Annotated in this window: 23 protein-coding genes; 12 read left to right on the top strand and 11 right to left on the bottom strand. The window is 74.7% G+C overall.

Annotated features, from left to right (window positions below):
• Positions 1-10 precede the first annotated feature (10 nt).
• The gene (locus JE024_RS19195) at positions 11-1,396 is read left to right on the top strand and encodes an alpha,alpha-trehalose-phosphate synthase (UDP-forming) (RefSeq protein ID WP_205374757.1); all 1,386 of its coding nucleotides are present in this window, start codon (positions 11-13) and stop codon (positions 1,394-1,396) included.
• Positions 1,397-1,886: 490 nt separating this feature from the next.
• On the opposite strand, the gene otsB is transcribed toward JE024_RS19195, so the two are convergent.
• The 3 genes from otsB to JE024_RS19180 all read right to left on the bottom strand — a co-directional run bounded on the left by otsB (position 1,887) and on the right by JE024_RS19180 (position 4,470).
• The gene (gene otsB, locus JE024_RS19190) at positions 1,887-2,735 is read right to left on the bottom strand and encodes a trehalose-phosphatase (protein ID WP_205374756.1); all 849 of its coding nucleotides are present in this window, start codon (positions 2,733-2,735) and stop codon (positions 1,887-1,889) included.
• Between the two features lie 10 nt (positions 2,736-2,745).
• On the bottom strand, positions 2,746-3,003 hold the full coding sequence (locus tag JE024_RS19185) for a DUF3263 domain-containing protein (protein WP_205374755.1): 258 nt from the start codon (positions 3,001-3,003) through the stop codon (positions 2,746-2,748).
• A gap of 183 nt (positions 3,004-3,186) precedes the next feature.
• Positions 3,187-4,470 (bottom strand): extracellular solute-binding protein, encoded by a 1,284-nt coding sequence (locus JE024_RS19180; protein ID WP_205376613.1) that lies wholly within the window; start codon positions 4,468-4,470, stop codon positions 3,187-3,189.
• 238 nt (positions 4,471-4,708) lie between these two features.
• Here JE024_RS19180 and JE024_RS19175 point away from each other — a divergent pair, with 238 nt between their 5' ends.
• From JE024_RS19175 to JE024_RS19165, 3 genes are all read left to right on the top strand, one after another.
• Positions 4,709-5,641 carry an ROK family protein gene (locus tag JE024_RS19175; RefSeq protein WP_205374754.1) on the top strand — a complete coding sequence of 311 codons (933 nt, stop codon included), beginning with the start codon at positions 4,709-4,711 and terminating at the stop codon, positions 5,639-5,641.
• Positions 5,641-6,795: an N-acetylglucosamine-6-phosphate deacetylase gene (gene nagA / locus JE024_RS19170; protein WP_205374753.1), complete on the top strand. Its 1,155-nt coding sequence runs from the start codon at positions 5,641-5,643 to the stop codon at positions 6,793-6,795. The genes JE024_RS19175 and nagA overlap by 1 nt, the downstream gene beginning before the upstream one ends.
• A 167-nt stretch (positions 6,796-6,962) precedes the next feature.
• Complete coding sequence (locus tag JE024_RS19165; RefSeq protein WP_205374752.1) at positions 6,963-7,889, top strand: 1-phosphofructokinase family hexose kinase; 927 nt, start codon at positions 6,963-6,965, stop codon at positions 7,887-7,889.
• Positions 7,890-8,074: 185 nt separating this feature from the next.
• Here the strand turns inward: JE024_RS19165 and JE024_RS19160 are convergent, their stop codons facing one another.
• Positions 8,075-9,064, bottom strand: a complete 990-nt coding sequence (locus JE024_RS19160) for a carbohydrate-binding protein (RefSeq protein WP_205374751.1) — start codon at positions 9,062-9,064, stop codon at positions 8,075-8,077.
• An 87-nt stretch (positions 9,065-9,151) separates the two neighbouring features.
• Complete coding sequence (gene cdgB / locus JE024_RS19155) at positions 9,152-10,786, bottom strand: diguanylate cyclase CdgB (protein WP_205374750.1); 1,635 nt, start codon at positions 10,784-10,786, stop codon at positions 9,152-9,154.
• 433 nt (positions 10,787-11,219) lie between these two features.
• Between cdgB and JE024_RS19150 the strand changes: the two genes are divergently transcribed.
• Complete coding sequence (locus JE024_RS19150) at positions 11,220-11,774, top strand: flavin reductase family protein (RefSeq protein ID WP_244882969.1); 555 nt, start codon at positions 11,220-11,222, stop codon at positions 11,772-11,774.
• Positions 11,775-11,920: 146 nt separating this feature from the next.
• Here JE024_RS19150 and arfB read toward each other — a convergent pair whose 3' ends face one another.
• Entirely contained in the window at positions 11,921-12,358 is a 438-nt protein-coding gene (gene arfB, locus JE024_RS19145) for an alternative ribosome rescue aminoacyl-tRNA hydrolase ArfB (protein WP_147987012.1), read from the bottom strand.
• 141 nt (positions 12,359-12,499) lie between these two features.
• On the opposite strand from arfB, the gene JE024_RS19140 reads away from it, so the two are divergent.
• A complete protein-coding gene (locus JE024_RS19140; RefSeq protein ID WP_205374749.1) occupies positions 12,500-13,075 on the top strand; it encodes a TerD family protein in 576 nt (191 codons plus the stop codon).
• A 206-nt stretch (positions 13,076-13,281) separates the two neighbouring features.
• Here the strand turns inward: JE024_RS19140 and JE024_RS19135 are convergent, their stop codons facing one another.
• Positions 13,282-14,676 (bottom strand): M1 family metallopeptidase, encoded by a 1,395-nt coding sequence (locus JE024_RS19135; RefSeq protein ID WP_205374748.1) that lies wholly within the window; start codon positions 14,674-14,676, stop codon positions 13,282-13,284.
• Between the two features lie 264 nt (positions 14,677-14,940).
• Positions 14,941-15,480, bottom strand: a complete 540-nt coding sequence (locus JE024_RS19130; RefSeq protein WP_205374747.1) for a GlcG/HbpS family heme-binding protein — start codon at positions 15,478-15,480, stop codon at positions 14,941-14,943.
• A 336-nt stretch (positions 15,481-15,816) separates the two neighbouring features.
• Between JE024_RS19130 and JE024_RS19125 the strand changes: the two genes are divergently transcribed.
• From JE024_RS19125 to JE024_RS19115, 3 genes are all read left to right on the top strand, one after another.
• On the top strand, positions 15,817-16,941 hold the full coding sequence (locus JE024_RS19125; RefSeq protein ID WP_244883191.1) for a sensor histidine kinase: 1,125 nt from the start codon (positions 15,817-15,819) through the stop codon (positions 16,939-16,941).
• A complete protein-coding gene (locus tag JE024_RS19120; RefSeq protein ID WP_205374746.1) occupies positions 16,941-17,561 on the top strand; it encodes a response regulator in 621 nt (206 codons plus the stop codon). The genes JE024_RS19125 and JE024_RS19120 overlap by 1 nt, the downstream gene beginning before the upstream one ends.
• A gap of 125 nt (positions 17,562-17,686) precedes the next feature.
• The gene (locus JE024_RS19115) at positions 17,687-18,187 is read left to right on the top strand and encodes a hypothetical protein (RefSeq protein WP_205374745.1); all 501 of its coding nucleotides are present in this window, start codon (positions 17,687-17,689) and stop codon (positions 18,185-18,187) included.
• Between the two features lie 161 nt (positions 18,188-18,348).
• On the opposite strand, the gene JE024_RS19110 is transcribed toward JE024_RS19115, so the two are convergent.
• Entirely contained in the window at positions 18,349-19,050 is a 702-nt protein-coding gene (locus JE024_RS19110) for a pentapeptide repeat-containing protein (protein ID WP_372449869.1), read from the bottom strand.
• 245 nt (positions 19,051-19,295) lie between these two features.
• Here JE024_RS19110 and JE024_RS19105 point away from each other — a divergent pair, with 245 nt between their 5' ends.
• Together JE024_RS19105 and JE024_RS19100 are read left to right on the top strand one after the other, a co-directional pair.
• The gene (locus JE024_RS19105) at positions 19,296-20,480 is read left to right on the top strand and encodes a phytoene desaturase family protein (RefSeq protein ID WP_205374743.1); all 1,185 of its coding nucleotides are present in this window, start codon (positions 19,296-19,298) and stop codon (positions 20,478-20,480) included.
• 78 nt (positions 20,481-20,558) lie between these two features.
• Entirely contained in the window at positions 20,559-21,566 is a 1,008-nt protein-coding gene (locus tag JE024_RS19100) for a zinc-binding dehydrogenase (RefSeq protein ID WP_205374742.1), read from the top strand.
• 88 nt (positions 21,567-21,654) lie between these two features.
• Here JE024_RS19100 and JE024_RS19095 read toward each other — a convergent pair whose 3' ends face one another.
• Both JE024_RS19095 and JE024_RS19090 read right to left on the bottom strand, forming a co-directional pair.
• A complete protein-coding gene (locus JE024_RS19095; RefSeq protein ID WP_205374741.1) occupies positions 21,655-22,134 on the bottom strand; it encodes a GNAT family N-acetyltransferase in 480 nt (159 codons plus the stop codon).
• 168 nt (positions 22,135-22,302) lie between these two features.
• Positions 22,303-23,250, bottom strand: coding sequence for an aminoglycoside phosphotransferase family protein (locus JE024_RS19090; RefSeq protein ID WP_205376610.1), 948 nt, complete (start codon positions 23,248-23,250; stop codon positions 22,303-22,305).
• A gap of 67 nt (positions 23,251-23,317) precedes the next feature.
• On the opposite strand from JE024_RS19090, the gene JE024_RS19085 reads away from it, so the two are divergent.
• Positions 23,318-24,709, top strand: a complete 1,392-nt coding sequence (locus JE024_RS19085) for an NAD(P)/FAD-dependent oxidoreductase (protein WP_205374740.1) — start codon at positions 23,318-23,320, stop codon at positions 24,707-24,709.
• Positions 24,710-24,726: the final 17 nt, after the last annotated feature.

Below are 24,726 nucleotides of genomic sequence, written 5' to 3'. Positions count from 1 at the left end.
GGTTCGCCACATGGTCACCGACCTTGCCCAGATCCTCGTCGCGTCCAACCGCGGCCCGGTCTCCTACACGGCGACCGAGGCCGGGGAACTCGAAGCACGCCGCGGGGGCGGCGGCCTCGTCTCCGGCCTCTCCGCCATCGGCTCCGGCGAACAGTCCCTGTGGGTGTGCGCCGCCCTCGGCGACGGCGACCGCGAGGCCGTGCGGCGCGGGGTGGGCGAGCCGGGCGTCCGGATGCTCGACATCGACCCTCAGGTCCACACCGACGCCTACAACGGCATCGCGAACTCGGTCCTGTGGTTCGTGCACCACATGCTCTACCAGACCCCGCTGGAACCGGCCTTCGACCAGGAGTTCCGCCGCCAGTGGGACTCCTACCGCGCCTACAACCGCGCCTTCGCCGAGGCCCTGGCCCAGGCGGCCGCCCCCGAAGCGGCCGTCCTCGTCCAGGACTACCACCTGGCCCTGACGCCCGGGATGCTGCGCGAGCTCCGCCCGGACCTGCGAATCGGCCATTTCTCGCACACGCCGTGGGCGCCGCCCGAGTACTTCGGCCTGCTGCCCGACGACATCGCCGGGGAACTGCTGCGCGGCATGCTCGGCGCCGACCGGCTCGGCTTCCTCACCCGGCGCTGGGCCGACGCCTTCACCGCCTGCTGCGACCACGTCGTCGGCGGGACCGGCCGCACCGCGACCGGCGTGCACGGCCTCGGCGCCGACGCCGACTTCCTGCGCGAACGCGCCCACCGCCCCGACGTCGACGAGCGCCTCGCCGAACTGCGCGAAGCCGTCGGCCCCGACCGCCGCACCGTCGTCCGCGTCGACCGCACCGAGCTGTCCAAGAACATCGTGCGCGGGCTGCTCGCCTACCGGGAGCTGCTCGAAAGCCGCCCCGAGTGGCGCGAGCGCGTCGTGCACATCGCCCTCGCCTACCCGTCCCGGCAGGACCTCGCCGTCTACCGCGACTACACCGCCGAGGTGTCCCGCCTGGCGGCGGAGATCAACGACACCTGGGGGACGCCCGGGTGGCAGCCCGTCCTGGTGCACGTCAAGGACGACTTCGCCCGGTCCCTCGCTGCGTACCGGATGGCCGACGTCGCCCTGGTCAACCCGATCCGCGACGGCATGAACCTGGTCGCCAAGGAGGTCCCCGTCGTCTCCGACGCCGGCTGCGCCCTCGTCCTCTCCCGCGAGGCGGGCGCCCACGAGGAGCTGGGCGAGTTCGCGATCACCGTCAACCCGTACGACGTCACGGCCACGGCGGACGCCCTCCATCGCGCCCTGACCATGCCCCCCGCCGACCGCGCCGACCGCACCGAACACCTCGCCGCCGCCGCCACCGCCCTCCCACCCCGCCGCTGGTTCCTGGACCAGCTGGAGGCGCTGCGCGCGCTGTGAGGGGGGCGCGCCGGGGGCGCGCTCGCTCGGAGTGACCGGGGTCCCGCGCCGGGGCGCTTGCGGTGGGGTGAGGCGTCTCGCACGGGGGGCTGCCCAAGGTGACCGGTCCCGCACCGGGAGCGTTACCCGGGCAGCCGGGGTCCGTCGAGTGCCGGCGCCGTCCGGCCTTCGGGCCGGTGCGTGTCACCCGCCGTCCCGTCCCGGGCGTCCGCCCGTGATCCCGCACCGCGCTCCGCGCGGTCGCCTCAAGCGCCGGCGGGGCTGACATTGTCAGCCCCGCCGGCGCTTGAGGCGCGGGGGTCCGGGGGCAGCGCCCCCGCAAAGACGCCGCGCTCCCCGGCAGCGCAGGCTCAAGTCAGACCCGCCGGCGGTACAGGGGCGGCCACACCATCCCAGCCCCGCATGGGGGCACCTCCCACGGCCGCCAGGCCGTAGGGGGAGATTGAGGCGCGGGGGCTCGGGGGCAGCGCCCCCGAGGCGGGAGACCCCGCTAGGGGAGGCGTTCGGCGAGGGCCGACAAGAGGTCGGCGACCGCCCCCGGTCCCGCCACCACCACGTCCGCCCGCTCCCCCAGCTCCGGCACCTCGTCGCCGCTGCACACCAGCACCCCCGGCGTCCCGTCCGAGCGCAGCTTGTCGACCGCCGTGTACGCCGCGAGGTCGCCGAGGTCGTCCCCGGCGTAGAGGACGGACGTCGCCCCCACCTCTCGCACGTACTCGGCGAGCGCCACGCCCTTGTCCATGCCCGGGGGCCGCAGTTCGAGGACCATGCGGCCCGGCTCCAGGACCAGCCCGTGGCGGGACGCCAGCGACGCCAGCGGCTCCCGCAGCGCGTCGAACGCCGCCTGCGGGTCCTCCGCGCGGCGGGTGTGGACCGCGACCGCGCGGCCCTTCTCCTCGATCCAGGTGCCCTGCCACGCCCCGATCGCGTCCAGGAACCCGGGCAGTTCCGCGCGGACGGCGGCGACCCCGGGGTGCGGCGCGGGCGCGGTCACGGTGCCGGTGGCCGCGTCCCAGCGTTCGGCGCCGTAGTGGCCGAGGACCACCAGGCCGTCGAGGCCCTCGACCCCGGCGAAGCCGCCGTAGCGCACGGCGACCCCGGCGGGCCGGCCGGTGATGACGACGACCGAGCCCACCCGGGGCGCGAGCGCGGCCAGCGCGGGGACGGCGCGCTCGTGGGCGCGGGCCTGTTCGGGGTCGGGGACGATGTCGGCGAGGGTGCCGTCGAAGTCGAGGGCGACGACGGTGCCGGCCGGCCGGTCGAGGATCGCCGCCAGGCCGTCACGGCCCTCGGGAGTGGACGGCGTCGGCATGGTGTGTGCGTACGGGGAGCTGCCCATGTCACCGACCCTATCGGCGACTTCTCCTCGCGTCCCTCACACGGCGAAGCCGGTTGACGGTCACCGGGTCGTGGGCGAGGGCCCGCCGGTCGTCGAGCAGGGCGTTGAGCAGCTGGTAGTAGCGCACGGGCGACATCCCGAGCTGCTCCCTGATCGCCCGCTCCTTGGCCCCGGGCCCCGGCCACGAGCGCTGCTCCATGGCGAGAACAGCGCTCTCCCGCTCACTGAGCGCCCCGTTCCCCGCGCCGCCGCCGGACTCCTCGGTCATCCCACCAACCTAGCCCCGCCCCCCGACACCCGGCACGGAACGGCCCCGCCCGGCCCGCGCCGAGGCCGCCGAACCGGCCGGAAGCCGCCACCCGGGGCCCACCGCGGCACGCCCCGGCCTGCTCCGCCGCCTCCGCGGCCTACTCCGGGGCACGCCCCGGCCTGCACCGCGGCACGCCCCGGCCTACTCCGCCGCCTCCGCGGCCGACGCGTCCCGCTGGATCGCCCCGAGCGTCGCCGCCGGGCTCCCGCCGGGCGCGACCGCGGTGCCGACCTTCTTCTTCACGCTCTCGCTGACCGCCGCCCACGACGTCTTGCCGACCGGCGGCAGGACCGACTCCGGCAGCTCCGCGAGGAACTCCCGCAGGTCCCGGTGCTCCGGGTCCTGCTCCATCGCCTCGGAGGCGGACACCGTCACCGGCAGCAGGTCGTTCTGGCCCGCGAAGGCGAGGACGTTCTCGTCGCTGAAGACGAAGTCCAGGAACTCGCCGATCTCCTCGCGGTGCCCGTTCTCCTTGAAGCCCATGATCCAGTCGGCGACGCCCATGGACGCCTTGGCCTGGCCGTCCCGCCCCGGCAGGGCGACGGCTCCGACCTCGACGCCCTTGTTCCGCGCGGCCTGCATCAGCGAGGGGTGGCCGTTGAGCATGCCGACCTCGCCCCGGGTGAACGCCGCGAACGCGTCCTTGCGGTTGAGCTCGGCGGGGGCGACCGGACCGGTCAGCCCGGGCTCGACCAGGTTGTCCCGGAGCCACTCGAAGGTGGCGATGTTGGCCTTGGAGTCGATCTGGTAGGTGTCGACCGCGTCGGTGTAGCCCGCGCCCCCGCTGAGCAGCCACATCATCGTCTCCGCCTGGGCCTCCTCCGGGCCGAGCGGCAGCGCGAAGGGGTACTCCGCGTCGGTGCGGGACTTGAGCCTGCGGGCGTCCGCGGCGAGTTCGGTCCAGGTCTGCGGGGCCTCGTCGATGCCCGCCTCCGCGAACAGTTCCTTGTTGTAGAAGAGCAGCCGCGTGGAGGCGGCGAACGGCAGCCCGTACTGGGTGCGCTGCTGCTCGCCGGCGTCGGTCAGCGGGACGAGGAAGTTAGACTGGACGGGGATGGAGAGCAGTTCGTCCGCGGAGTAGAGCAGGTCGTCCGCCGCGTAGTCGGCGTAGGCGCCGATCTGCGCGATGTCGGGGGCGTCCCCGGCCTCGACCATCTCGGCGACCGTGCGGTCGACGTCGTTCCAGGACTCGATGCGGACGTCGACCTCGATGCCGGGGTGCTCGGCCTCGAACGCCGCGGTGAGGTCCGCCCAGTACTTCTTGCTGCTCTCGCCGCCCGCGACGTCGTAGTCGGCGGCGACCAGCCGGAGGGTGACGGCGTCCGATCCGCTGTCACCGCCGCAGCCGGCCAGCGAGACCGTCATGCCAAGTGCGGCGGCCGCCGCGGTCAGACCTATGAAGGGCCGCTTCACGGTTCTCCCCACCCTCTGCCGTTGGTTGCGTGACATGCCCCGTTCGGTACGAGTCATCCCCCGTGACGCCCTGCGGAACGAACGTAGATTCTCCCATGCGGCCCCATGAGGTCTACACCACTGTCGGTCTCGCTTCGGCAACGTGCGCCCCGGCGCACGAGGGGCGCTCGGTTCCCCCGTTTGTATGCACTGGTAACAATCTCGGTAAGTGGACTAGACCTATTCCCCGTCCAGGGGGAACACTGTCCCCGTGAGACATGTCATCGCCCTCGATGTGGGCGGCACCGGTATGAAGGCCGCCCTCGTCGGCGCGGACGGGACCCTGCTGCACGAGGCGCGGCGGGCGACCGGGCGGGAGCGCGGCGCCGACGCCGTCGTGGAGTCGATCCTCGGTTTCGCCGAGGACCTCCGCGCGCACGGCGTCACCCACCTCGGGCAGCCCGCGGAGGCCGCCGGCGTGGCCGTGCCGGGCATCGTCGACGCCGAGGCGGGCGTCGCCGTCTACGCCGCGAACCTCGGCTGGCGCGACGTACCGCTGCGGAAGCTGCTGAGCGACCGGCTCGGCGCCATCCCCGTCGCGCTCGGCCACGACGTCCGCACCGGCGGTCTCGCCGAAGGCCGCATCGGGGCCGGCCGGGGCGCCGACCGCTTCTTCTTCGTCCCCCTCGGCACCGGCATCGCGGGCGCCATCGGGATCGACGGCGCCATCGAGGCCGGGGCGCACGGCAGCGCGGGCGAGATCGGGCACATCACCGTGCGCCCCGACGGCCCCGAGTGCGGCTGCGGCCGCCGCGGCTGTCTGGAGACCCTGGCCTCCGCCGCCGCCGTCACCCGCGCCTGGGCCGCCGCGTCCGGCGACCCGGCGGCCGACGCCGCCGACTGCGCGAAGGCCGTCGCGTCGGGCGACGAACGGGCGGTCGCCGTCTGGCAGGAGGCGGTCGACGCCCTCGCCGACGGCCTGGTCACCGCGCTCACCCTGCTGGACCCCCGGACCCTGATCATCGGTGGCGGGCTCGCCGAAGCGGGGGAAACCTTGTTCACACCGCTGCGGGCGGCGGTCGAGGAACGCGTCACCTTCCAGAAACTGCCCGCGATCGTCCCGGCGGCCCTCGGGGACACCGCCGGATGCCTGGGCGCAGGGCTGCTCGCCTGGGATCTACTCGCCACGGAGGTAACCGACTGATGGCCGCTCGCGCCACAGCCACCGTTCTGGCCGGAGCCCGCGTGGTGCTTCCGACCGGGACCGTCGAGAACGGACGGGTCGTCGTCGAGGGCACGAGGATCGCCGGCGCAGCGGGCGCCGACGCCCCCGTGACCGACCTGTCCGGCCACTGGCTCGTCCCCGGCTTCGTCGACATCCACAACCACGGCGGCGGCGGCGCCTCCTTCACCTCCGGCACGGCCGAGGAGGTGCTCAAGGGCGTCGACACCCACCGCCGGCACGGCACGACCACCCTGGTCGCCTCCACGGTCACCGGCGAGATGGACTTCCTCGCCCACCGAGCCGGGTTCCTCTCCGAACTCGTCGAGCAGGGCGACCTCGCCGGCATCCACTTCGAGGGCCCGTTCATCTCGCCCTGCCGCAAGGGCGCCCACAGCGAGTCCCTGCTGCGCGACCCCGACCCGGCCGAGGTCCGCAAGCTGCTCGACGCCGCCCGCGGCACCGCGAAGATGGTCACCCTCGCCACCGAACTGCCCGGCGGCATCGACTCGGTGCGGCTGCTGGCCGAGCACGGCGTGATCGCCGCGATCGGCCACACGGACGCCACCTACGAGCAGACCGCCGAGGCGATCGACGCCGGCGCCACCGTCGCCACCCACCTCTTCAACGCGATGCCCGCCCTCGGCCACCGCGCGCCCGGGCCGATCGCCGCCCTGCTGGAGGACGAGCGGGTCACCGTCGAGCTGATCAACGACGGCGTCCACCTGCACCCCGCCGCGCTGGAGCTCGCCTTCAACGCCGCGGGCGCCGGCCGCGTCGCGTTCATCACCGACGCCATGGACGCGGCGGGCTTCGGCGACGGCCGCTACCAGCTCGGGCCGCTGGCCGTCGAGGTCAGGGACGGGGTGGCCCGGCTGGTCGAGGGCGACTCGATCGCCGGCTCCACGCTCACCCAGGACACCGCGTTCCGCCGTGCGGTCACCGTCGACCGGATCCCCGTGGAGGACGTCGTCCGGGCGATCTCCGCCAACCCGGCGAAGCTGCTCGGCGCCTGGGACCGGATCGGCTCCCTGGAGCCGGGCAAGGACGCCGACCTCGTCGTCCTGGACGAGGACTTCCGGCTCAAGGGCGTGATGCGCCGGGGCGCCTGGGTGGTCGACCCGCAGGCCGGCTGAGGCGCCCCGGGCAGGCGCCCGAGGCAGCGACAGCACGGCGCGGAACAGCGACGCGACGGAGGGCGGCCGGCCCCGGGCCGGACGGCGGCTCTTGGGCCGACCGCCCTCCGTTTGGCATGATCAGGACCCGTACGAGCACAGCAGACGCTTCCCAAAGAGGTGTACGGGTGATCCTGACGGTCACGCTCAACGCCGCCCTGGACATCACCTACCGGGTCCCGGCCCTCACCCCGCACGCCACCCACCGGGTGGCCGGCGTCGAGGAGCGCCCCGGCGGCAAGGGCCTCAACGTGGCACGGGTCCTCGCGGCCCTGGGCCACGACACCGTCGTCACCGGCTTCGCCGGCGGCCGCACCGGCGACGCGCTGCGCGAGATGCTCGCCCCGCTGCCCCTGCGCGACGCCCTGGTGCCCGTCGCCGGCACCACCCGCCGCACCCTCGCGGTCGTCGACGGCACCAGCGGCGACACCACCCAGCTCAACGAGCCCGGTCCGGCCGTCACCGCCGCCGAGTGGTCCGCCTTCCTCGGCGCCTACGAGGGCCTGCTGGCGGACGCCGCCGCGGTCGCCCTCTGCGGCAGCCTCCCGCCAGGCGTCCACGTCGGCGCCTACGCCGACCTCGTCCGCCGCGCCCGCGCCGCGGACGTCCCGGTGCTGCTGGACACCAGCGGGGAGCCGCTCCTCCGGGGCGTCGCCGCCCGGCCCGACCTGGTCAAGCCCAACGCCGAGGAACTCGCCCGTCTCACCGGCTCCCGCGAGCCGCGGCGCGCGGTGCGGGACGCCCGGCGCCGCGGCGCCCACGCCGTCGTCGGCTCACTGGGCCCCGACGGCCTGCTCGCCGCCACCCCCGACGGCCTCTGGCAGGCCGCGCCGCCGGCCCCGGTGGCGGGCAACCCGACCGGCGCGGGCGACTCCGCGGTCGCGGGACTGCTCTCCGGCCTGGTGGAGGGCCTGCCCTGGCCGGAGCGCCTGGCGCGCGCGGTCGCCCTGTCGGCGGCGACCGTCCTCGCACCGGCCGCGGGCGAGTACGACACCGCGGCCTACGAGGAGCTGCTGGGGCGCGTCACGGTGACGGAACGATCCGCCACCGGCTGACCCGCCGGAACCGCCCCCGCATCCGGTCGCGCCCCGCGCCCCCTTCGTCGCGATCCGCCCCGACCCCGCGCCCGCCCCCGGGAGCGCGCCGCCCCCGAACGCCGCGGAGCCCCCCGCTCGCGCGAGGGGCTCCGTGACACGTTCGCCGGGCGCGGCACCGGGAGGCGCCGCGGGCCCAAGGGGCGTCAGCCCTTCTGGCCGGCCTCCAGCCAGACCTGGTCCAGGTAGGCGTCGCACTGGTTGCCCGCCTCGCAGGAGATCTTCAGGTCGTTCTTGCCCTTGTTGAGGTTGACGTAGGCGTAGGTGTTGGTCCACCCCTTCTCCCAGTCGCCCTCTCCGGCCTTCGCGAAGTTCGCCATGTTCAGCTCGCGGGGCGTCTGCCCGTTGATCGTGAGCGAGGTCTTCGCGTCCTTGCCGGGCACGCTGTAGGTGAGGTACATCGTGTACGCGCCGGCCTCCGGCACGTCCACGGACCAGCTCGCCGAGCCGCCCTCACCGTTGAACATCACATAGCCGCCGCCGGTGCCCTTGGCGCCGGGGACGGTGTTCGCCGCGGTCGCCGGGCCGCCCAGCGAGAGGGTGGCGGCGTCCTGCTTGGGCAGCTCGACCGGGCCCTCGGGGTCCTTCGACGGCTGCTCGCTCGGCTTCACGGACTCCGCCGCCGTGGGGGAACCGCCGGTGCCGGGCTCGCCGTTCGCCTTGTCCTTCTCGTCACCGCTCGTCATCAGCGCGGCGCCGATGCCTATCACCACGACCGCGACCACCGCGATGGCGCCGATCAGCAGACCCCGGGTGTTCGGGCCGCCGCCGCGGCCGTGGCCGCCCTGCGGGGACACGGACGTCTGCCGCGTCTGCGGGCCGCCCGGGTAGGTCTCCGGAGCCGCGTAGGCGGCGGTCGGCTGGCCGTAGCCCTGCTGCTGCTGACCGTAGCCGCCCTGCTGACCGTGGCCCTGCTGCGGCGGGACCTGCGGCTGGGTGTACTGACGGCGCTCGCCGACCGTGCGGACCTGGTTGTACGAGGTGCGCGGCACACCGGGCTGCGCGGCCGGACCGGGGTAGCCGTAACCGCGCCCCTGGCCGGGCGGGGTGGCACCCGCCGCCTGACCGTCCTCGTACAGGTAGCCGAACGGGTCGTCGTTCTCGGGCGTGCCTGCGCCGTTGTTCGCGGCCGTCATCCAGTCACTCCTCACCATCTCGTCAGCACAATGCTGACGCCAGGCGAGCCTACCCGGTTCCACTCACCCCATCGGGTGTCCTGCGCCTCATCCGGCCCGGCGGTGGACCTTGGCACGGGACCGCTTCTCCACGTACATCCGCTGGTCGGCGGACTGGAGGACCTCCTCGACGGACATCCCGCACTCCGCCCAGCCGATGCCGAAGCTCGCACCGACCCGGACACCCCGGCCGCCGACCCGGATCGGGAGGATGATCGCGTTCCGCAGGCGTACGGCGAGGTCGGCGGCGTCCGCGGCGCCCAGGCCGTCGGCGAGGACCACGAATTCGTCGCCGCCGAGCCGGGCGACGGTGTCCCCGTCCCGCACGCCGGTGGTGAGCCGGCGCGCGACCTCGACCAGCACCGCGTCACCGGTCTGGTGCCCGAACCGGTCGTTGATCGACTTGAAACCGTCCAAGTCGCAGAAGAGGACCGCCATGCCCTTGGTGCCGTCGTCGATGTCACCGTCCGGCGCCACCATGTGGACGTGGTGGTCGTAGGGGCGGCCGCCGAGGGCGTCGAAGCCGAAGCCGTCCCCGGAGTACCCGTCGCCGTCGTAGGCGGCGTCGAGGGCCTCGATGTCGGACGTGTAAGGGGCGTTCGGCCGCTCGCAGAGCCGGGCGCTCAGCCGGGCCCGGAGCTCGGCGCTGTTGGGCAGCCCGGTGAGGGCGTCGTGCGAGGCGCGGTGGGCGAGCGCGAGCTCGTGGCGCTTGCGGTCCTCGATGTCCTCGACGTGGGTGAGGAGGAAGCGGGGGCCGTCGGCGGTGTCCGCGACGACGGAGTTGCGCAGCGAGACCCAGATGTAGGCGCCGTCCCTGCGGCCGAGCCTGATCTCCGCCCGGCCGCCCTCCGCGGAGGTGCGCAGCAGGGTGCCGACGTCCTCGGGGTGAACGAGGTCGGCGAAGGAGTAGCGCCGCATGGCGGAGGCGGGCCGGCCCAGCAGCCGGCACAGCGCGTCATTGGTGCGCAGCAGCCGTCCGTGCTGGTCACCGCCCATCTCGGCGATGGCCATACCGCTGGGCGCGTACTCGAAGGCCTGCCGGAATGATTCCTCGCTGGCGCGCAGCGCCTGCTGCTCGCGCTCCAGGCGGACCAGGGCGCGCTGCATGTTGGCGCGCAGCCGGGCGTTGCTGATGGCGATGCCGGACTGCGAGGCGTACATCTGGAGCGCCTCCTGGCCCCAGGGGCCGGGCCGGCGGCCGTTGCGCGGCCGGTCCACGGAGATGACGCCGAGCAGTTCGCGCCCGCCGCCCGAGGCGTACATCGGCGCGTAGAGGCGGTCGTGGGGGTGCCATTCGTCCTCGAACCGCGGCTCGGGACCGTCGGTGTGCCACTGCGGGACGTCGTCCTCGATCAGCACCCAGCCCTCGGTGTGGGGTATGAACCGCAGGTCGCCCCAGCCCTCGCCCATGGTCAGCCGGCGGTCCCAGGAGGCACGGGAGCCGACCCGGCCGGTGATCAGGGCCTCGGCGGCGGCGCTCCCGGCGAACGCGGCGACGACCAGGTCACCGTCGGGGCGGACGAGATTCACACACGCCAGCTCGTAGCCGAGCCCGGTGACGATGCCGTCGGCGACGGTCTGCAGGGTGTCCGCCAGGCTGCGGGCGGTGTTCAGCTCCGCGACCACCTGGTGCAGCTGTCGCAAGGTCGCAAGACGGACGTAGGGCTCCGACTCGGTCTCCATCGCTCGCTCTCCCCGAGACCTCGACAGCAAACTCCAGGATTCTGATCGGCTTCCTCGTAGCGGGTGTTCCAGCCACTGAATCACAGCGAGCTGTCCCCTCGGTACACAGGGTCAACAAATAGTCGGCTCTGTGACTCAAGTCACAACAGGTGATGAAGGATCAGATCAGCGCGACGGCCTCCCGCCGTCATCTTCTTGAACACACAACCATGTCAGGGACTTCCCCCGGCCGCCTCCGCGGCCTCCCCTCACCCCCGACCGACCCCTTCCGGGGAGACGACCCGGCGTACGGCACACGGCATTTCGGGAACGTACGGGTGAACCACGGGCAACCGTGCCGGAAATGTACCTCCCCGATGGCCGGAAGTCCTAGGACTCGGCTGGTCCCAGGGCCCGATGCGCTCCGCGCGGCGCCCCGGCTAGCGTGCCGGGTGTGTTCCCTACGACGATCGCCACCAGCACCGCCCCCGCCGTCCCCCATCCTGAGGGGGTGAGCAACGACGAGTTCCGCGCCGCGATGGCGAGACTGGCAGCCGGAGTGGTGCTGATCACCGCCCGCGACGCCGACCACGGACCGCGCGGCGAGGACGTGGGCATGACGGCGACGGCGTTCATGTCGGTCTCCCTCGACCCGCCGCTGGTCCTGGTGAGCCTGCGCAACGGGTCCCGGATGGACGACCTGCTGGCGGAGCAGCCGCTGTGGGGCGTCTCCGTGCTGGCCGAAAACCAGCGGCAGATCGCCGGACGGTTCGCGATGAAGGGACGGGTCAGCGACCGGCTCCTCTTCGAGGACCTGGCGTACGAACGCGGCGGGGTGTGCGGCGCACCGCTCATCGGGGACGCGCTCGCGACGCTGGAGTGCCGCACCGAGCAGCGCGTCGAGGCGGGCGACCACACGCTGGTGGTGGGCCGGGTCCTGACGGCGTCGGCCGGCGGCGACGGCGGTCCGCTGACGTACTTCAAGGGGCGGTACCGGCACCTGGGGTGAGGCCGCCGGGCTCTCCCGGAGGGATTCGGCTCGCGGGGGCGCGCCCTGTGGGTCGGGACCGGGCTTCGGGGCGGGTCCCGTGGACCAGCCCGGAGGGCGGGCGCGAGCTTCGGGGGCGGACCCGGTTCGCGGGGGCGCGCCCTGTGTCAGGACCAGTCGCGGCCCGAGCGCCCGCGCTTCGTCTCCGCGCGCTGCTTCTTCTCGCGCAGCCGCCGCTCGTTGATGCCCCGGGGGATCCGGGTCGCCCGGCGCGGCCTCGGCGGGGGCGCCGTCGCCTCGGCGAGCAGGGACGCCAGACGCACGGCCGCCGTCTCGCGGTTGCGCCACTGCGAGCGGTGCTCCGAAGCGCGAACGGCGATCACCCCGCCCACCAGCCGGCCCGCGAGCCGTTCCAGCGCCCGCTCCTTCCACACCGGCGGCAGGGCATCGGTCGCCGCCAGGTCGAAGCGCAGCTCCACCTGGGAGTCACTGGTGTTGACGTGCTGGCCGCCCGGTCCCGAGGACCGCGAGAAACGCCACTGGAGCTCGGCCTCCGGCAGGGAGACCGAACCGCGGATGATGTAGGGCCCGGACATGACACCCATGGTCCCGCGCCCACGGGGGCCCGTCATCCGCTTTTCCGCCGGTTCGCGGAACCTGCCGGAGCCCTGCCCGCGTTATGACGGATGACGGTAGCTTCGCAGACAGTGCGAAGCCCGCACTCACGAACCGAAGGGGACTTCCCAATGGCAGTAAGCCTGTCCAAGGGCGGAAACGTCTCGCTCACCAAGGAGGCGCCCGGCCTGACCGCGGTCACCGTCGGCCTCGGCTGGGACGTCCGCACCACCACCGGCACCGACTTCGACCTGGACGCCTCCGCGATCGGGGTCAACCCCGCGGGCAAGGTCGCGTCCGACGCGCACTTCGTCTTCTTCAACAACAAGTCGACGCCGGACCAGACCATCGTCCACACCGGCGACAACCGCACCGGTGAGGGCGGCGGCGACGACGAGCAGATCAACGTCAACCTCGCGGGCCTCCCCGCCGACGTCGACAAGATCGTCTTCCCGGTCTCCATCTACGACGCGGTCGCCCGCTCGCAGAACTTCGGCCAGGTGCGCAACGCCTACATCCGCATCGTCAACCAGGCCGGCGGCGCCGAGATCGCCCGCTACGACCTGAGCGAGGACGCCGCCGTGGAGACCGCCATGGTCTTCGGCGAGCTCTACCGCAACGGCGCGGAGTGGAAGTTCCGCGCGGTCGGCCAGGGTTACGCCGCCGGCCTGGAGGGCATCGCCCGCGACTTCGGCGTCAGCATCTGAGCCGTCCGCACCTCGTCGCGCCCACCCCCGCGACACCGCGCAGGGCCCCGGCCGCTCCCGGCCGGGGCCTTCGCCGTGTGCGGGCCGCGGGCGGGGGCGGGGGCGGCCGGTGCCTTCGCCGTGCGCGGTCGGCCTGCGCGGACGGGTGGGGCGGGGGCGGGGCGGACCCGGGCGCCGTGGGTGCTGCTCGGCGGCGGGCGGGCGGGTCAGGGGAGGGGCGGGCGGGTGCCGCCGTACAGCCAGGCGTCCCACACCGCGTCCAGGTCCCGCCCGGACTTCTCCTCCACGTACGCGGTGAACTGCGCGGTGGACGCGTTGCCGTGGCGGTGCTCCGCCGCCCACCCCCGCACGATCCGGAAGAAGGTCTCGTCGCCCACGGCCGCGCGCACCCGGTGCAGCACCATCGCGCCCCGCTCGTACACCGGCGGCCCGAACAGATCGGCCGGGCCCGGCGGATCGGCGGGCGGGAAGGCCCAGTTGGCGTCCGACGCGTACGCCTCTCGGAAGCTCTCCGCCACGGACACGCCGTCGGCGTCCTCGTGCCACAGCCACTCCGCGTAGGTCGCGAAGCCCTCGTTCAGCCAGATGTCCCGCCAGGACTCGGGGGACACCGAGTTGCCGAACCACTGGTGCGCCATCTCGTGCACGAGCGTCGCCTCGTCGAACTGCCCCAGCGGGAAGACCGGGCGGGACTGCGTCTCCAGCGCGTAGCCGAGCCGGTCGTCGGGCACCACGACGGCGCCGGTCGAGGAGAACGGGTACGGGCCGAAGCGCTCCGCGCACCACGCCAGGAACTCCGGCACCCGGCGCAGCAGCCGGCTCGCCCCCGCCTCCACCGCCGGATCCGCCGCGGTCACCACCGGCAGCCCGGACTCGGCACGGGACGAGGTCACCCGCAGATCGCCGACGGCCAGGGTCGCCAGATAGGCGGCCATCGGCTCGGCCGACCGCCAGACCGACGTCGTGCGCCCGCCGGCGGTGTGCTCGCCGGTCCGCACCCCGTTGGAGACCGCCCGCAGCCCCTCGGGCACGGTGACCGTGATGTCGTAGGTGGCCTTGTCCGACGGGTGGTGGTTGCCGGGGAACCAGGCGGCGGAGCCGGCGGGCTCCCCGACGGCGATCGCCCCGCCCGGTGTCCTCAGCCATCCCTCGCGCGAGCTGTCGGCGTCCGTGACCGCCCGCGGGACGCCCGCGTACCGCACCACGGTCCGGAAGACGGTGCCCTCGGCGATGTCGCGGCGCGGGCGGACGACCAGTTCGTCACCGGCCCGGTTCGCTGCGGCGGCCCGGCCGTCGACGGTCACGGAACCGACCGTCATGCCGTGCAGGTCCAGATGGAAGGCGCTGAGATCCTGCGTCGCCCGCGCGGTGACCTCGGCGCTGCCGGTGAGACGGCCGCTCGCCGGGTCCCAGTCCAGGGTCAGCGCGTAGTGGCCGACGTCGTACCCGCCGTTCCCGAGCTTCGGGAAGTACGGATCCCGCAGCCCCGCGGCCCCGGGCTGCCCCCGCACGCCCCCGCCCGCCGGCGTACACCCCGCCGCGGCCACCACGACGGCGCAGACGACGACGGCGGCGGCACGGGAGGAAAAGCGCAGGTCCACACGCCGATCCTAGATTCCCCGCCCACCCCCCGCCGGGCACGTCGCCCCGGGGCGCGGCGGGGGCGGGCTTCCGCCGAGGGCGGGGCGGGCAGCCCGGCACGGGGTGCGGGGCGGGGCGGGGCGGGGCGTGCCCGGGCACAGGGCGGCCCGGCGTGGTCTGCGGGCCCGGGCGCTCGGCGCCGTCTGCGGGCCCCGGCGCGGGCCTGTACGGGAGCGGGCCCGGAGGCGGATGCCTCCGGGCCCGTCACGATCGGGACGAGAGCCTCAGCGGTTGAGCGCCGCGACGCCCGCCTTCGCGAACTTCTCGTCCAGGTCGCCGCTGGGCGCGCCCGCGACACCGATACCGGCGATCGGCGCACCCTTGACCTGCACCGGAGCACCGCCGCCGAGGAAGAGGGTGCCGGGGATGTCCTTCAGGTTGGGGGCGTTCTCCAGACGCTTCACCAGCTCGGAGGTCGGGGCGTTCCACGACACGGCGGTGTACGCCTTGCGCTCGGCCGACTCGAAGGACTGCGGCCCGGCGCCGTCGCCGCGCAGCGTCACGATGGTGTTGCCGTTGCGGTCGACCACGGAGACGGTGATCCGCTGGTTCTCCTTCTCGGCGGCCTTCAGCGTCGCCTGCGCGGCCTTGGTGGCGGCCTCGACCGTGAGGTGGGTGGTCTGCTGGAGGTTGCGGTTCGAGACGTCCGCGGTGACCGCCGCACGGGTCTCCGCGGCCGGAGCCGCGGCGTTGGCGGAGACGGCTCCGAACGCGCCGACGGCGACGGCGACGGCTGCGGCACTGCCGATCAGGACCTTCTTCATGGTGTGCACTCCTTGGGACCGGGGAGGTCGTCGGGGGATCCGGACCGTTCGCGCATGTCGAACAGACGGATGGATCGGGGATCGCGGTCGAGCGGGCCGGGAGGGCGTCTCGCTCTGACATCGATCCTCCGGCCCCGCACCGGGCCGCACCGTCGCCGGAGCGGCTGCGTCCGCCGCGCGGGACGGCCGACGGGCGTGTCAGCCGATCGGTTGATGCCGATGTGGTCCCGCCGGGTCAGGATGGATGCGTCATGGCTGGTCACGGCCGCGTCGGGAAGGAGACGGTGCACGGTGGAACACGAGCGCGACCCCGACGCCCACTGGTTGGCCCGCGTCATGCACATCGCCTTCTTCCTGCTGCTCGGCGCCTCCCTCAGCCGCTATCTGCTGCGGCACCCCTGGGAGCCGCGGTCGCCCTGGATCATCGGGCTCTCGGCCGCGCTCGCCGTGCTCTACGTGCTCGGCCCCGCGTTCGCCCAGCGGGCCCGCCGCGCCACCCCCCGGCGGCTGTTCTGGCTGGCCGGCGTGGTCGCCGTGTGGATGGTCCTCGTCGTGCTCGCGCCCAGCTTCGCCTGGTGCGCGGTGCCGCTCTTCTACACCGGGATGCGCACCCTGCCGCCCCGCGCCGCGATCGTGCTGGTCGCGCTGCTCACCCTGTTCGTCGTCGCCGCCCAGCTACGGCTGGCGCACGGCGGCTTCGACCCCAACCTCGTCATCGCCCCGCCCGCGGTCGCCGCCGTCGCCACCGCCGTCTTCGTCCACGCCGAACGGCTCGCCGCACGCCAGCGCGCCCTGATCGACGACCTCATCAGGACCCGACGCGAACTGGCCGCCACCGAGCGCCGCGAGGGCACCCTCGCGGAGCGCCAGCGGCTCGCCATGGAGATCCACGACACCCTCGCGCAGGGCCTGTCCAGCCAGCGGATGCTGCTCCAGGCGGCCGACCGCACCTGGGAGGGCGACCCGGCCACCGCCCGCCGCCACGTCCGCACGGCGGCGTCGATCGCCGAGCACAACCTCGCCGAGGCCCGCCGCTTCGTGCACGACCTCGCCCCCGCCGATCTCGCCGAGGGCGGCAGCCTCGAAGAGGCGCTGCGCACGGTCGCGCTCCGCGAGTCGGCCGGTTTCCGGGTCGACGGCACAGCGGCCCCGCTCCCCGAGCGCGTCCAGTCGGCGCTGCTGCGCATCGCGCAGGGCGCGCTGGCCAACGTCCGCGAGCACGCGGGCGCCACCGCCGCGGCGGTGACCCTGACCTACCTGGACGACCAGGTCGTGCTGGACGTCGCCGACGACGGCCGCGGCTTCGAGCCGGCCGCCACCGCGCCCGCCGGGGTACGCGGGCACGGCCTGCCGGCGATCCGGGCCCGGGTGCAGCAGCTCGGCGGCACCCTCACCATCGAGTCCGCGCCCGGCGAGGGCACGGTCCTGTCCGCCGCGATCCCCCTCTCCCTGGAGACGTGATGACCGTACGGATCCTGCTCTGCGACGACCACGCCGTGGTGCGCGCCGGGCTGCTCGCGCTGCTGGGCAGCGTCGACGGCATCGAGGTCGTGGGCGAGGCGGGCAGCGGGGAGGAGGCCGTGGCGATGGCCGCCAAGCTGGAGCCCGACGTTGTCCTGATGGACCTCCAGCTCGGCTCCGGCATCGACGGCGTGGAGGCCACCCGGCGGATCGCCTCGCCCCGGGTGCACGTCCTGGTGCTCACCACCTACGACACCGACGCCGACATCACCCGCGCCATCGAGGCGGGGGCGACCGGCTATCTGCTGAAGGCGGAGCGCCCCGAGGAGCTCTTCGCCGCGATCCGTGCCGCCGCCGAGGGGCGCACCGCGCTGTCCGCACCCGTCGCCGGGCGGGTCATGGACCGGATGCGCGGCGCGGCCGGCCCGACCCTCACCGAGCGGGAGCGCGACATCCTCAGCCAGCTCGCCCACGGCCTCGGCAACCGGGAGATCGCCCGCGCGCTCTTCATCAGCGAGGCGACGGTGAAGACGCACCTGGGGCGCATCTACGCCAAGCTCGGCGTCGACACCCGCGCGGGAGCGGTGGCCGTGGCCAAGGAACAACGCCTCCTCCCCTGACCGCCCGCCCCACCCGGCGCCCCCGATGCCGTCCCCCTCCCTGCCGGCCGCCCTCAGCCCCTCCCACGGCCGCCGCCCCGGTACGGGCCGACGGGCCGCCCGCCCGGCATGACACCATCGGTCCCGTGCTCGACATCGGCTACTCCCTCTCGCGCCGCTTCCCCGACCCCCCGCAGACCGACTACCGGCGCGCGGACGTCCACGCGCTGCGGCACGACCTCTTCTGCGGTGACGTCTACCTCGCGGACACCAAGGAGGACCGGGAGGTGTCCACAGCCTGGGGATGGGTGCCCGTGCTCGACTTCGCCTGGGCGCTCTGCGACATCGTCGAGCAGCTCGACCGCGACCCCCTCGGCAGCCGTGCGTCGAAGCCGCAGTACGCGGAGATCGACTTCACCGAGTCCACCGACCGCATGCTCTTCGAGCGCCGCTTCGGCTGGGTGGACGTCGAGGCCGACTGGATGCCGGGCGACGAACCTCCCCTGACCTTCGGGCACACCGCGCTGCGCCGCGAGGCACGGGACTTCCTCCACGACGTGATCGCCGACCTCACCGACATGCACGGGGGCCTCGCCGACAACCCCGTCGTCTGGGACCTCCAGGCACGCTTCCCCCGCATCGCCTGACCCGCCCCGCCTGACCCTCCCCGCCCCGGAAGCAGCCCCTCCCCCTCGCCCGGCCCTCCCCCGCCCCGGGGGGAGTCCCGCGTCGGGCGCAGTCCCGCGCTGCCCGGGGTCGCGACGGCCCCGGAGCCCCGGCGCCGCCGGAGCCCTCGCGCCGCACGGGCTCAGGGCGCCGCGTCCTCCACCCGCACCCCGATCTGCGCCGCGAACGCCGGAGCCAGGTCGAGCAGTTGGCCCGGGCTGATCACCGCCCCCGCCAGCCGCTCCACCCCCCGCGCGATGTCCAGCTCGGCGACGGCCCGCAGATCCACGTCCTTCATCCGCACGGCGCTGAAATCCACGCGCCGCAGCACACAGTCCCGGAACGCCACCCGCTCCAGCTGCGCCCCCGCGAAGTCCGCCTCCGCCAGCACGCACCCGTCGAACACCACATCCTTCAGCCGCGCCTCCCGCAGATTCAGATAGTCGATCTTCCCTCCCTTCAGCACCACGCCCGTGAGCACCGCTCCGTGCAACTGCGCCCCGCCCAGCCGGGCCTCCCGCACCTCCACGTCCCGCAGCGACGCCCCCGCCAGGTCCGTCCCCACGCCCCGTACGCCCTCCAGCACGCTGTCCACGAACCGGGCCCCCGCGAGCCCCGTGCCGTCGAGCGCGCACTCCCGCAGGGCGCAGTCGATGAACCGGGCGCCCGCCCCCTGCTGCCCGCCGAGGTCCAGCCCGGCGAACTCCACCCCGTCGTAGTCCCCGTCCGGCTCCAGCTCACCGCCGTCGAAGGCCGTGAGCGGCGGCAGCCGCACCTCCGCGATCCGGGCGGCCGCCACCGCCGCCCGCTTCGTCCTGCCCCGCGCGTTCGCCATGCCCTCCATGGTGACGTGCACCACTGACAACGCCCTCCGGGCCGGCCGATGTCACATCCGCCCACCCGCGATCCGTCCTCCCTGTGACGGGACGGGGCGGGACACCGCCCCGTCACCAGGAGCCCGCGGGCACCGGTCGCACCGGCCGGCGCCCGCGGACCGCCCGGCAGCGAAGGACCGGCCGGGGCACCCGGGAGGTCCGGGAGCCCGAGGGCGGACGTTTCGGACACGTTCTGGACACGGAGGAGAGCAGCATGCAGAGGATCACGGTCGTCGGCGGCGGCCTCGCCGGACTCACCGCGGCCGTCACCGCCGCGGAGTCCGGGGCACGGGTGACGCTCTACGAGGCGCACCACACCCTCGGCGGCCGGGCCCGGACCGCGGAGGGCCCCTACCACACCAACGAAGGCCCCCACGCCCTCTACAGCGGCGGCCCGCTCTGGACCTGGCTGCGGCAGCGGGGGCTGCTCGGCCCCATGGCCTCCGTACCGCCGCTCGACGGCGCCCGGTTCCGCTTCCGCCGCGACGGCGCGCTGCGCAGGGTCCCGCCGCTCGGCATGCTGAGGATCGCCCGCCGCCCCGTCGCCGAGGCGCCCGTCGACGCGGACTTCCTGAGCTGGGCCACCGGCGTGGCCGGTCCCGCCGCGGCGCGCGCCGCGGCGCACTACTCGGGCGTCGCGCTCTTCCACCACGACCCCGGCGCGCTGTCCGCCCGGTTCGTCCAGGAGCGGCTCCGGCGCGCGACCGCCCTGCCTCCCGAGGCGCACTACCCCCGCGGCGGCTGGGGAACGCTGGTCGACCGGATGGCGGCCCGCGCCTGGGACCTGGGCGTGCGCATCGAGACCACGTCACGGGTCGACGCCCTCCCGGAGGACCACGGCCCGGTCGTCGTCGCGACCTCCCTCGACGCGGCCCGGGTGCTCCTCGGGGACGAGAGCCTGCGCTGGACGAGCGGGCGCACCACCCTCGTCGACCTCGCACTCCGTCCGCGCCGGGGCGACCCGTTCGTGATCAGCGACCTCGACGCGCCGGGCTGGGTGGAGCGCTTCACCGCGCAGGACCCCTCGCTCGCCCCGTCCGGACGGTCGCTGCTCCAGTGCCAGTTGCCCATCGGCCCCGACGCCGCGAAGGCCGACGGCGTGGCCCATGCCGAAACCCTTCTCGACCTCGGGTTCCCCGGCTGGCGCGAGCGGACCGAATGGCGGCGCGCGTCCCTCGCGACCGGCCGGACGGGGGCGGTCGACCTGCCCGGGACCACCTGGCGGGACCGGCCGGCGATCAACCGCGGCGGCGGCGTCTACCTCGCGGGCGACCAGGTCGCGGCACCCGGACTGCTCTCCGAGGTGGCGTTCAACAGCGGCCTGGAGGCGGTCTCCCTCGCCCTGCGCGACGGCCGGGACGGCCGTGCCGGCCGGCCCCTTGACCTCAAGCGCACTTGAGGAAGAACAGTGGGCGCGTACCCGGCACCACGGGCCCGGCCACCACCGGCGCCCGCCACCACCCGAGGGAGCCCGCCCATGCACGCCGTCCGTCTGCACGCCTTCGGCCCGGCCGAGAACCTCGTCCACGAGACCGTCGAGGACCCCGTACCGGGCCCCGGCCAGGTACGGATCTCCGTCGCCGCGGCCGGTGTCCACCTGCTCGACGCCGCCCTGCGGGAAGGTCTGCCGGGCCCCTACCCGACCCGGATCGACCTGCCCACGATCCCGGGCCGCGAGGTCGCCGGCACGGTGGACGCCCTCGGCGAGGGCACCGACCCCGCCTGGCTCGGCCGGCGCGTCGTCGCCCACATCGGCATGAACCCCGGCGGCTACGCGGAACTCGCCGTCACCGGGGCCGAGCGGCTGCACGCGATCCCCGGCGCCCTCGACCCGGCGGAGGCCGTCGCCATGATCGGCACCGGCCGCACCGCCCTCGGCATCCTCCAGTTCACCGAACTCGGCCCCGCCGACACCGTGCTCGTCCCCGCGGCGGCGGGCGGCATCGGCACCCTGGTCGTGCAGTGGGCCAAGCACGCGGGCGCCGAGGTCATCGGCCTGGCGGGCGGACCTGAGAAGGTCGCCCGGGTCCGCGCGGGCGGCGCCGACCTGGCCGTGGACTACACCCGCGACGACTGGGCCGCGGAGGTCCGGGCCCACCTCGGCGGCCGCGGGGCCACCGTCCTGTACGACTCCGTCGGCGGCGAGGTCGCCCGCACGGCGGGCGACCTGCTCGGCAAGGGCGGTCGGATCATCGTCTTCGGCTGGTCCAGCCAGGGCTTCGAGGAGGCCCCGCCGGTCTTCACCGACGAGGAGCTCGCCGCCCGCGGCATCACCTCCGAGAGCGTCCTCGGGCCCGCGATGCTGGAGCGCGCGGGCGGCCTGCGGGCCCTGGAGACCCGCGCCCTGGAGGAGGCCGCGTCAGGCCGACTGCGTCCGGCCGTCACCCGCTTCCCGCTGGCACGGGCCGCCGACGCCCACCGCGCACTCCAGACGCGCGGCACCGTGGGCAAGGTCGTCCTCGTCCCGGAGCACGCGCCCGCGTGAACCCGCGCACGGCCGCGCGCGACGCACGCCCCGCGTCCGCCGCGCCCGCCGTTCCCGGCCGCCGGCGCGCCCTGCCCCTCCTGCGCCGCTACGCCTCCGGGCTCCCCAGCGACGCGAGCGCCCCGTCCGTCAGCCGGTACACCGTCCACTCGTCCTGCGGCCGCGCGCCGAGGGACTCGTAGAACGCGATGGACGGGGCGTTCCAGTCCAGCACCGACCACTCCAGGCGCTCGTAGCCGCGCGCCACGCAGATCCGCGCCAGCTCCGTCAGCAGCGCCCTCCCGTGACCGCCGCCCCGCACATCGGGGCGCACGTACAGGTCCTCCAGGTAGATGCCGTGGACACCGCGCCACGTCGAGAAGTTGAGGAACCACAGGGCGAATCCGGCGACCTCCCCCTCGTCCGTCTCCGCGATGTGCGCGAAGGCGGCCGGCCGCTCGCCGAACAGCGCCTCGCGCAGGTCGTCCTCGGTCGCCCGGACCTCGTCCAGGGCCTTCTCGTAATCGGCCAGCTCCCGGACCATCTCGTGGATCACGGGGACATCGGCGGGGGTCGCGGTGCGAATCATGGCCACAGCCTGCCCCGCGCCCCGCCCGCGGTGCCAGCGCGTTCCGCCCGGTGGACACCCGCCCGGCGCACCGGCGCATTCCCGGTCGACGGCCACTCACCCGGTCCGCGGCCACCCGCCCGGGCAGCCCCCGGCCGGTCGACAGCCGCCCCGCCCGGCGCACCCCCGCTACCTCTCCAGCAGCGTCCGGGCGATGCCCACCTGGGCGGCGTCCAGCCGGACCGGCGCCTCCGCCTCCGCGCCCTCGCACGCCCACAGCCCGTTCTGGAGCACCCGGCCCAGCGTCCACGCCCGCGCACGCCCCCGGTCGAGACCGAGCGCCTCGGTCAGCAGGTCGAAACGCCAGAGCACCTCCCCGGGCGCGAAGCGGTTCCACAGCGCCGGCATCAGCTCGAACCCCGGGTCACCGGCGAGCGGCTTCGGATCGATGACCAGCCACGGCTCCCGCTCCCCCGCCAGCACGTTGTCGAAGTGCAGGTCCCAGTGGAGCAGCCGGTCCCCCGGCTCCCCCGCGACCTCCCGCACGGCCGCCGCGCAGTCCAGGAGCAGTCGCCGCTCCGCCTCCTCCGCGAGCAGCGGCACCCGGTCGGCCACCTGCGCCAGCATCCGGTCCATGACGTCCGAAAGCCGCCGCAGCCCCTCGGGCGCCGGCACCGCCGACAGCCGCGCCAGCAGCCCCGCGAGCGTCCGGGTCGCCGCGCGGGCGTCGGCCACCGACGACAGGTGCCGCCCCGGAACCACCCGCTCCAGCAGCAGCGTCCCGGTGTCCGCGTCGTGCTCCAGCAGCAGCGCCGCCCCGTCGCCCGCCCAGGTCCGCAGCGCCAGCCACTCGCCCTCGGTCTCCTCGTCCCGCCCCTGGAGCTTGAGCATCGCGCGCGTGCCGTCGGCGCGGACCACCGGCAGCACCAGCGACACCCGCCCGCACAGCGGCCGCCCGTCCACCCGCAGGCCCCACCGCGCCAGGAACTCCTCCGCCCGGCCGGGCAGCACCTCCAGCAGCGCGCGCCCGGACTCCTCGCCGTACGACAGCAGGGAGGCGACCAGCTCACGGGGGATCTCGATCACCCGCCGATCGTACGGACCACCTGTCGCGGGCCGCGGGCGGGAGCAGTACATTCCCGCCACGCGCACACGCGCGCCGCCACCCGGCGGCAACGGACCGGCAGGGGAAGCGGCGATCCACATGAACACCGTCAACGGCGGCATATCGTTCTGGTACGCGCAGGACGGCACACCCGCTCCCCGCGAACCCCTCCCCGGCGACACCTCGGCGGACGTCTGCATCGTCGGCGGCGGATACACGGGCCTGTGGACGGCGTACTACCTGAAGAAGGCCGTCCCCTTCCTCAACATCACCGTCCTCGAAGCCCGGTTCTGCGGGTACGGCGCCTCCGGCCGCAACGGCGGCTGGCTCTACAACGGCATCGCCGGGCGCGACCGCTACGCCAAGCTGCACGGCCACGAGGCGGCGGTCCGCCTCCAGCAGGCCATGAACGACACCGTCGGCGAGGTCGTCCGCGTCGCCGACGCCGAGGGCATCGACGCCGACATCCACCGGGGCGGCGTCCTGGAGATCGCACAGACCCCGGCCCAGCTCGCCCGCCTCAAGGCCTTCCACGCGGTGGAGATCGCCTTCGGGGAGAAGGAACGCCGGCTCCTCGGCGCCCGCGAGACCGCCGAGCGCATCCGCGTCACCGGCGCGGTGGCGTCGAGCTGGACCCCGCACGGCGCCCGGCTGCACCCCGCCAAACTCGTCAAGGGCCTCGCGGCGGCCGTCGAGGCGCTCGGCGTCACGGTCCACGAGTCCACGCCGGTCACCGAGATCCGCCCGAAGCACGCCGTCACCCCGTACGGCACCGTCCGCGCGCCCTACGTCCTGCGCTGCACCGAGGGGTTCACCGCCTCCCTCAAGGGCCACCGCCGCACCTGGCTCCCCATGAACTCCTCCATGATCGTCACCGAGCCGCTGCCCGAGTCCGTGTGGGCGGAGATCGGCTGGGAGGGCCGCGAGGCCCTCGGCGACATGGCCCACGCCTACATGTACGCCCAGCGCACCGCGGACGACCGCATCGCCGTCGGCGGCCGGGGCGTCCCCTACCGCTACGGCTCCCGCACCGACAACGACGGCCGCACCCACCCGGCGACCGTCGCCGAACTGCGCGAGATCCTCGTCCGTTTCTTCCCCCGCCTCGCCGGCACGGCCGTCGACCACGCCTGGTCGGGCGTCCTCGGCGTCCCCCGCGACTGGTGCGCCACCGTCACCCTGGACCGCTCCACCGGCCTCGGCTGGGCCGGCGGCTACGTCGGCTCCGGCGTCGCCACGGCCAACCTCGCCGCCCGCACCCTGCGCGACCTCATCCAGCAGGACTCAGGCCAGTCCGGCCCCACCGACCTCACCGCCCTCCCCTGGGTCGGCCACAAGGTCCGCACCTGGGAACCCGAACCCCTGCGCTGGCTCGGCGTCCGCACCCTCTACACCGCCTACCGCCACGCCGACCACCGCGAATCCACCACCCACACCCCGACCACCCCGCGCCTCGCGACCTGGGCCGACCGCATCTCGGGACGCCACTGACCGAGGGACCGCCGGGC

This window comes from Streptomyces zhihengii, assembly GCF_016919245.1.
GTDB lineage: Bacteria > Actinomycetota > Actinomycetes > Streptomycetales > Streptomycetaceae > Streptomyces > Streptomyces zhihengii.
The sequence above is the reverse complement of the archived record's forward strand: the minus strand, read 5'-3'. Positions and strand labels throughout refer to the sequence as shown.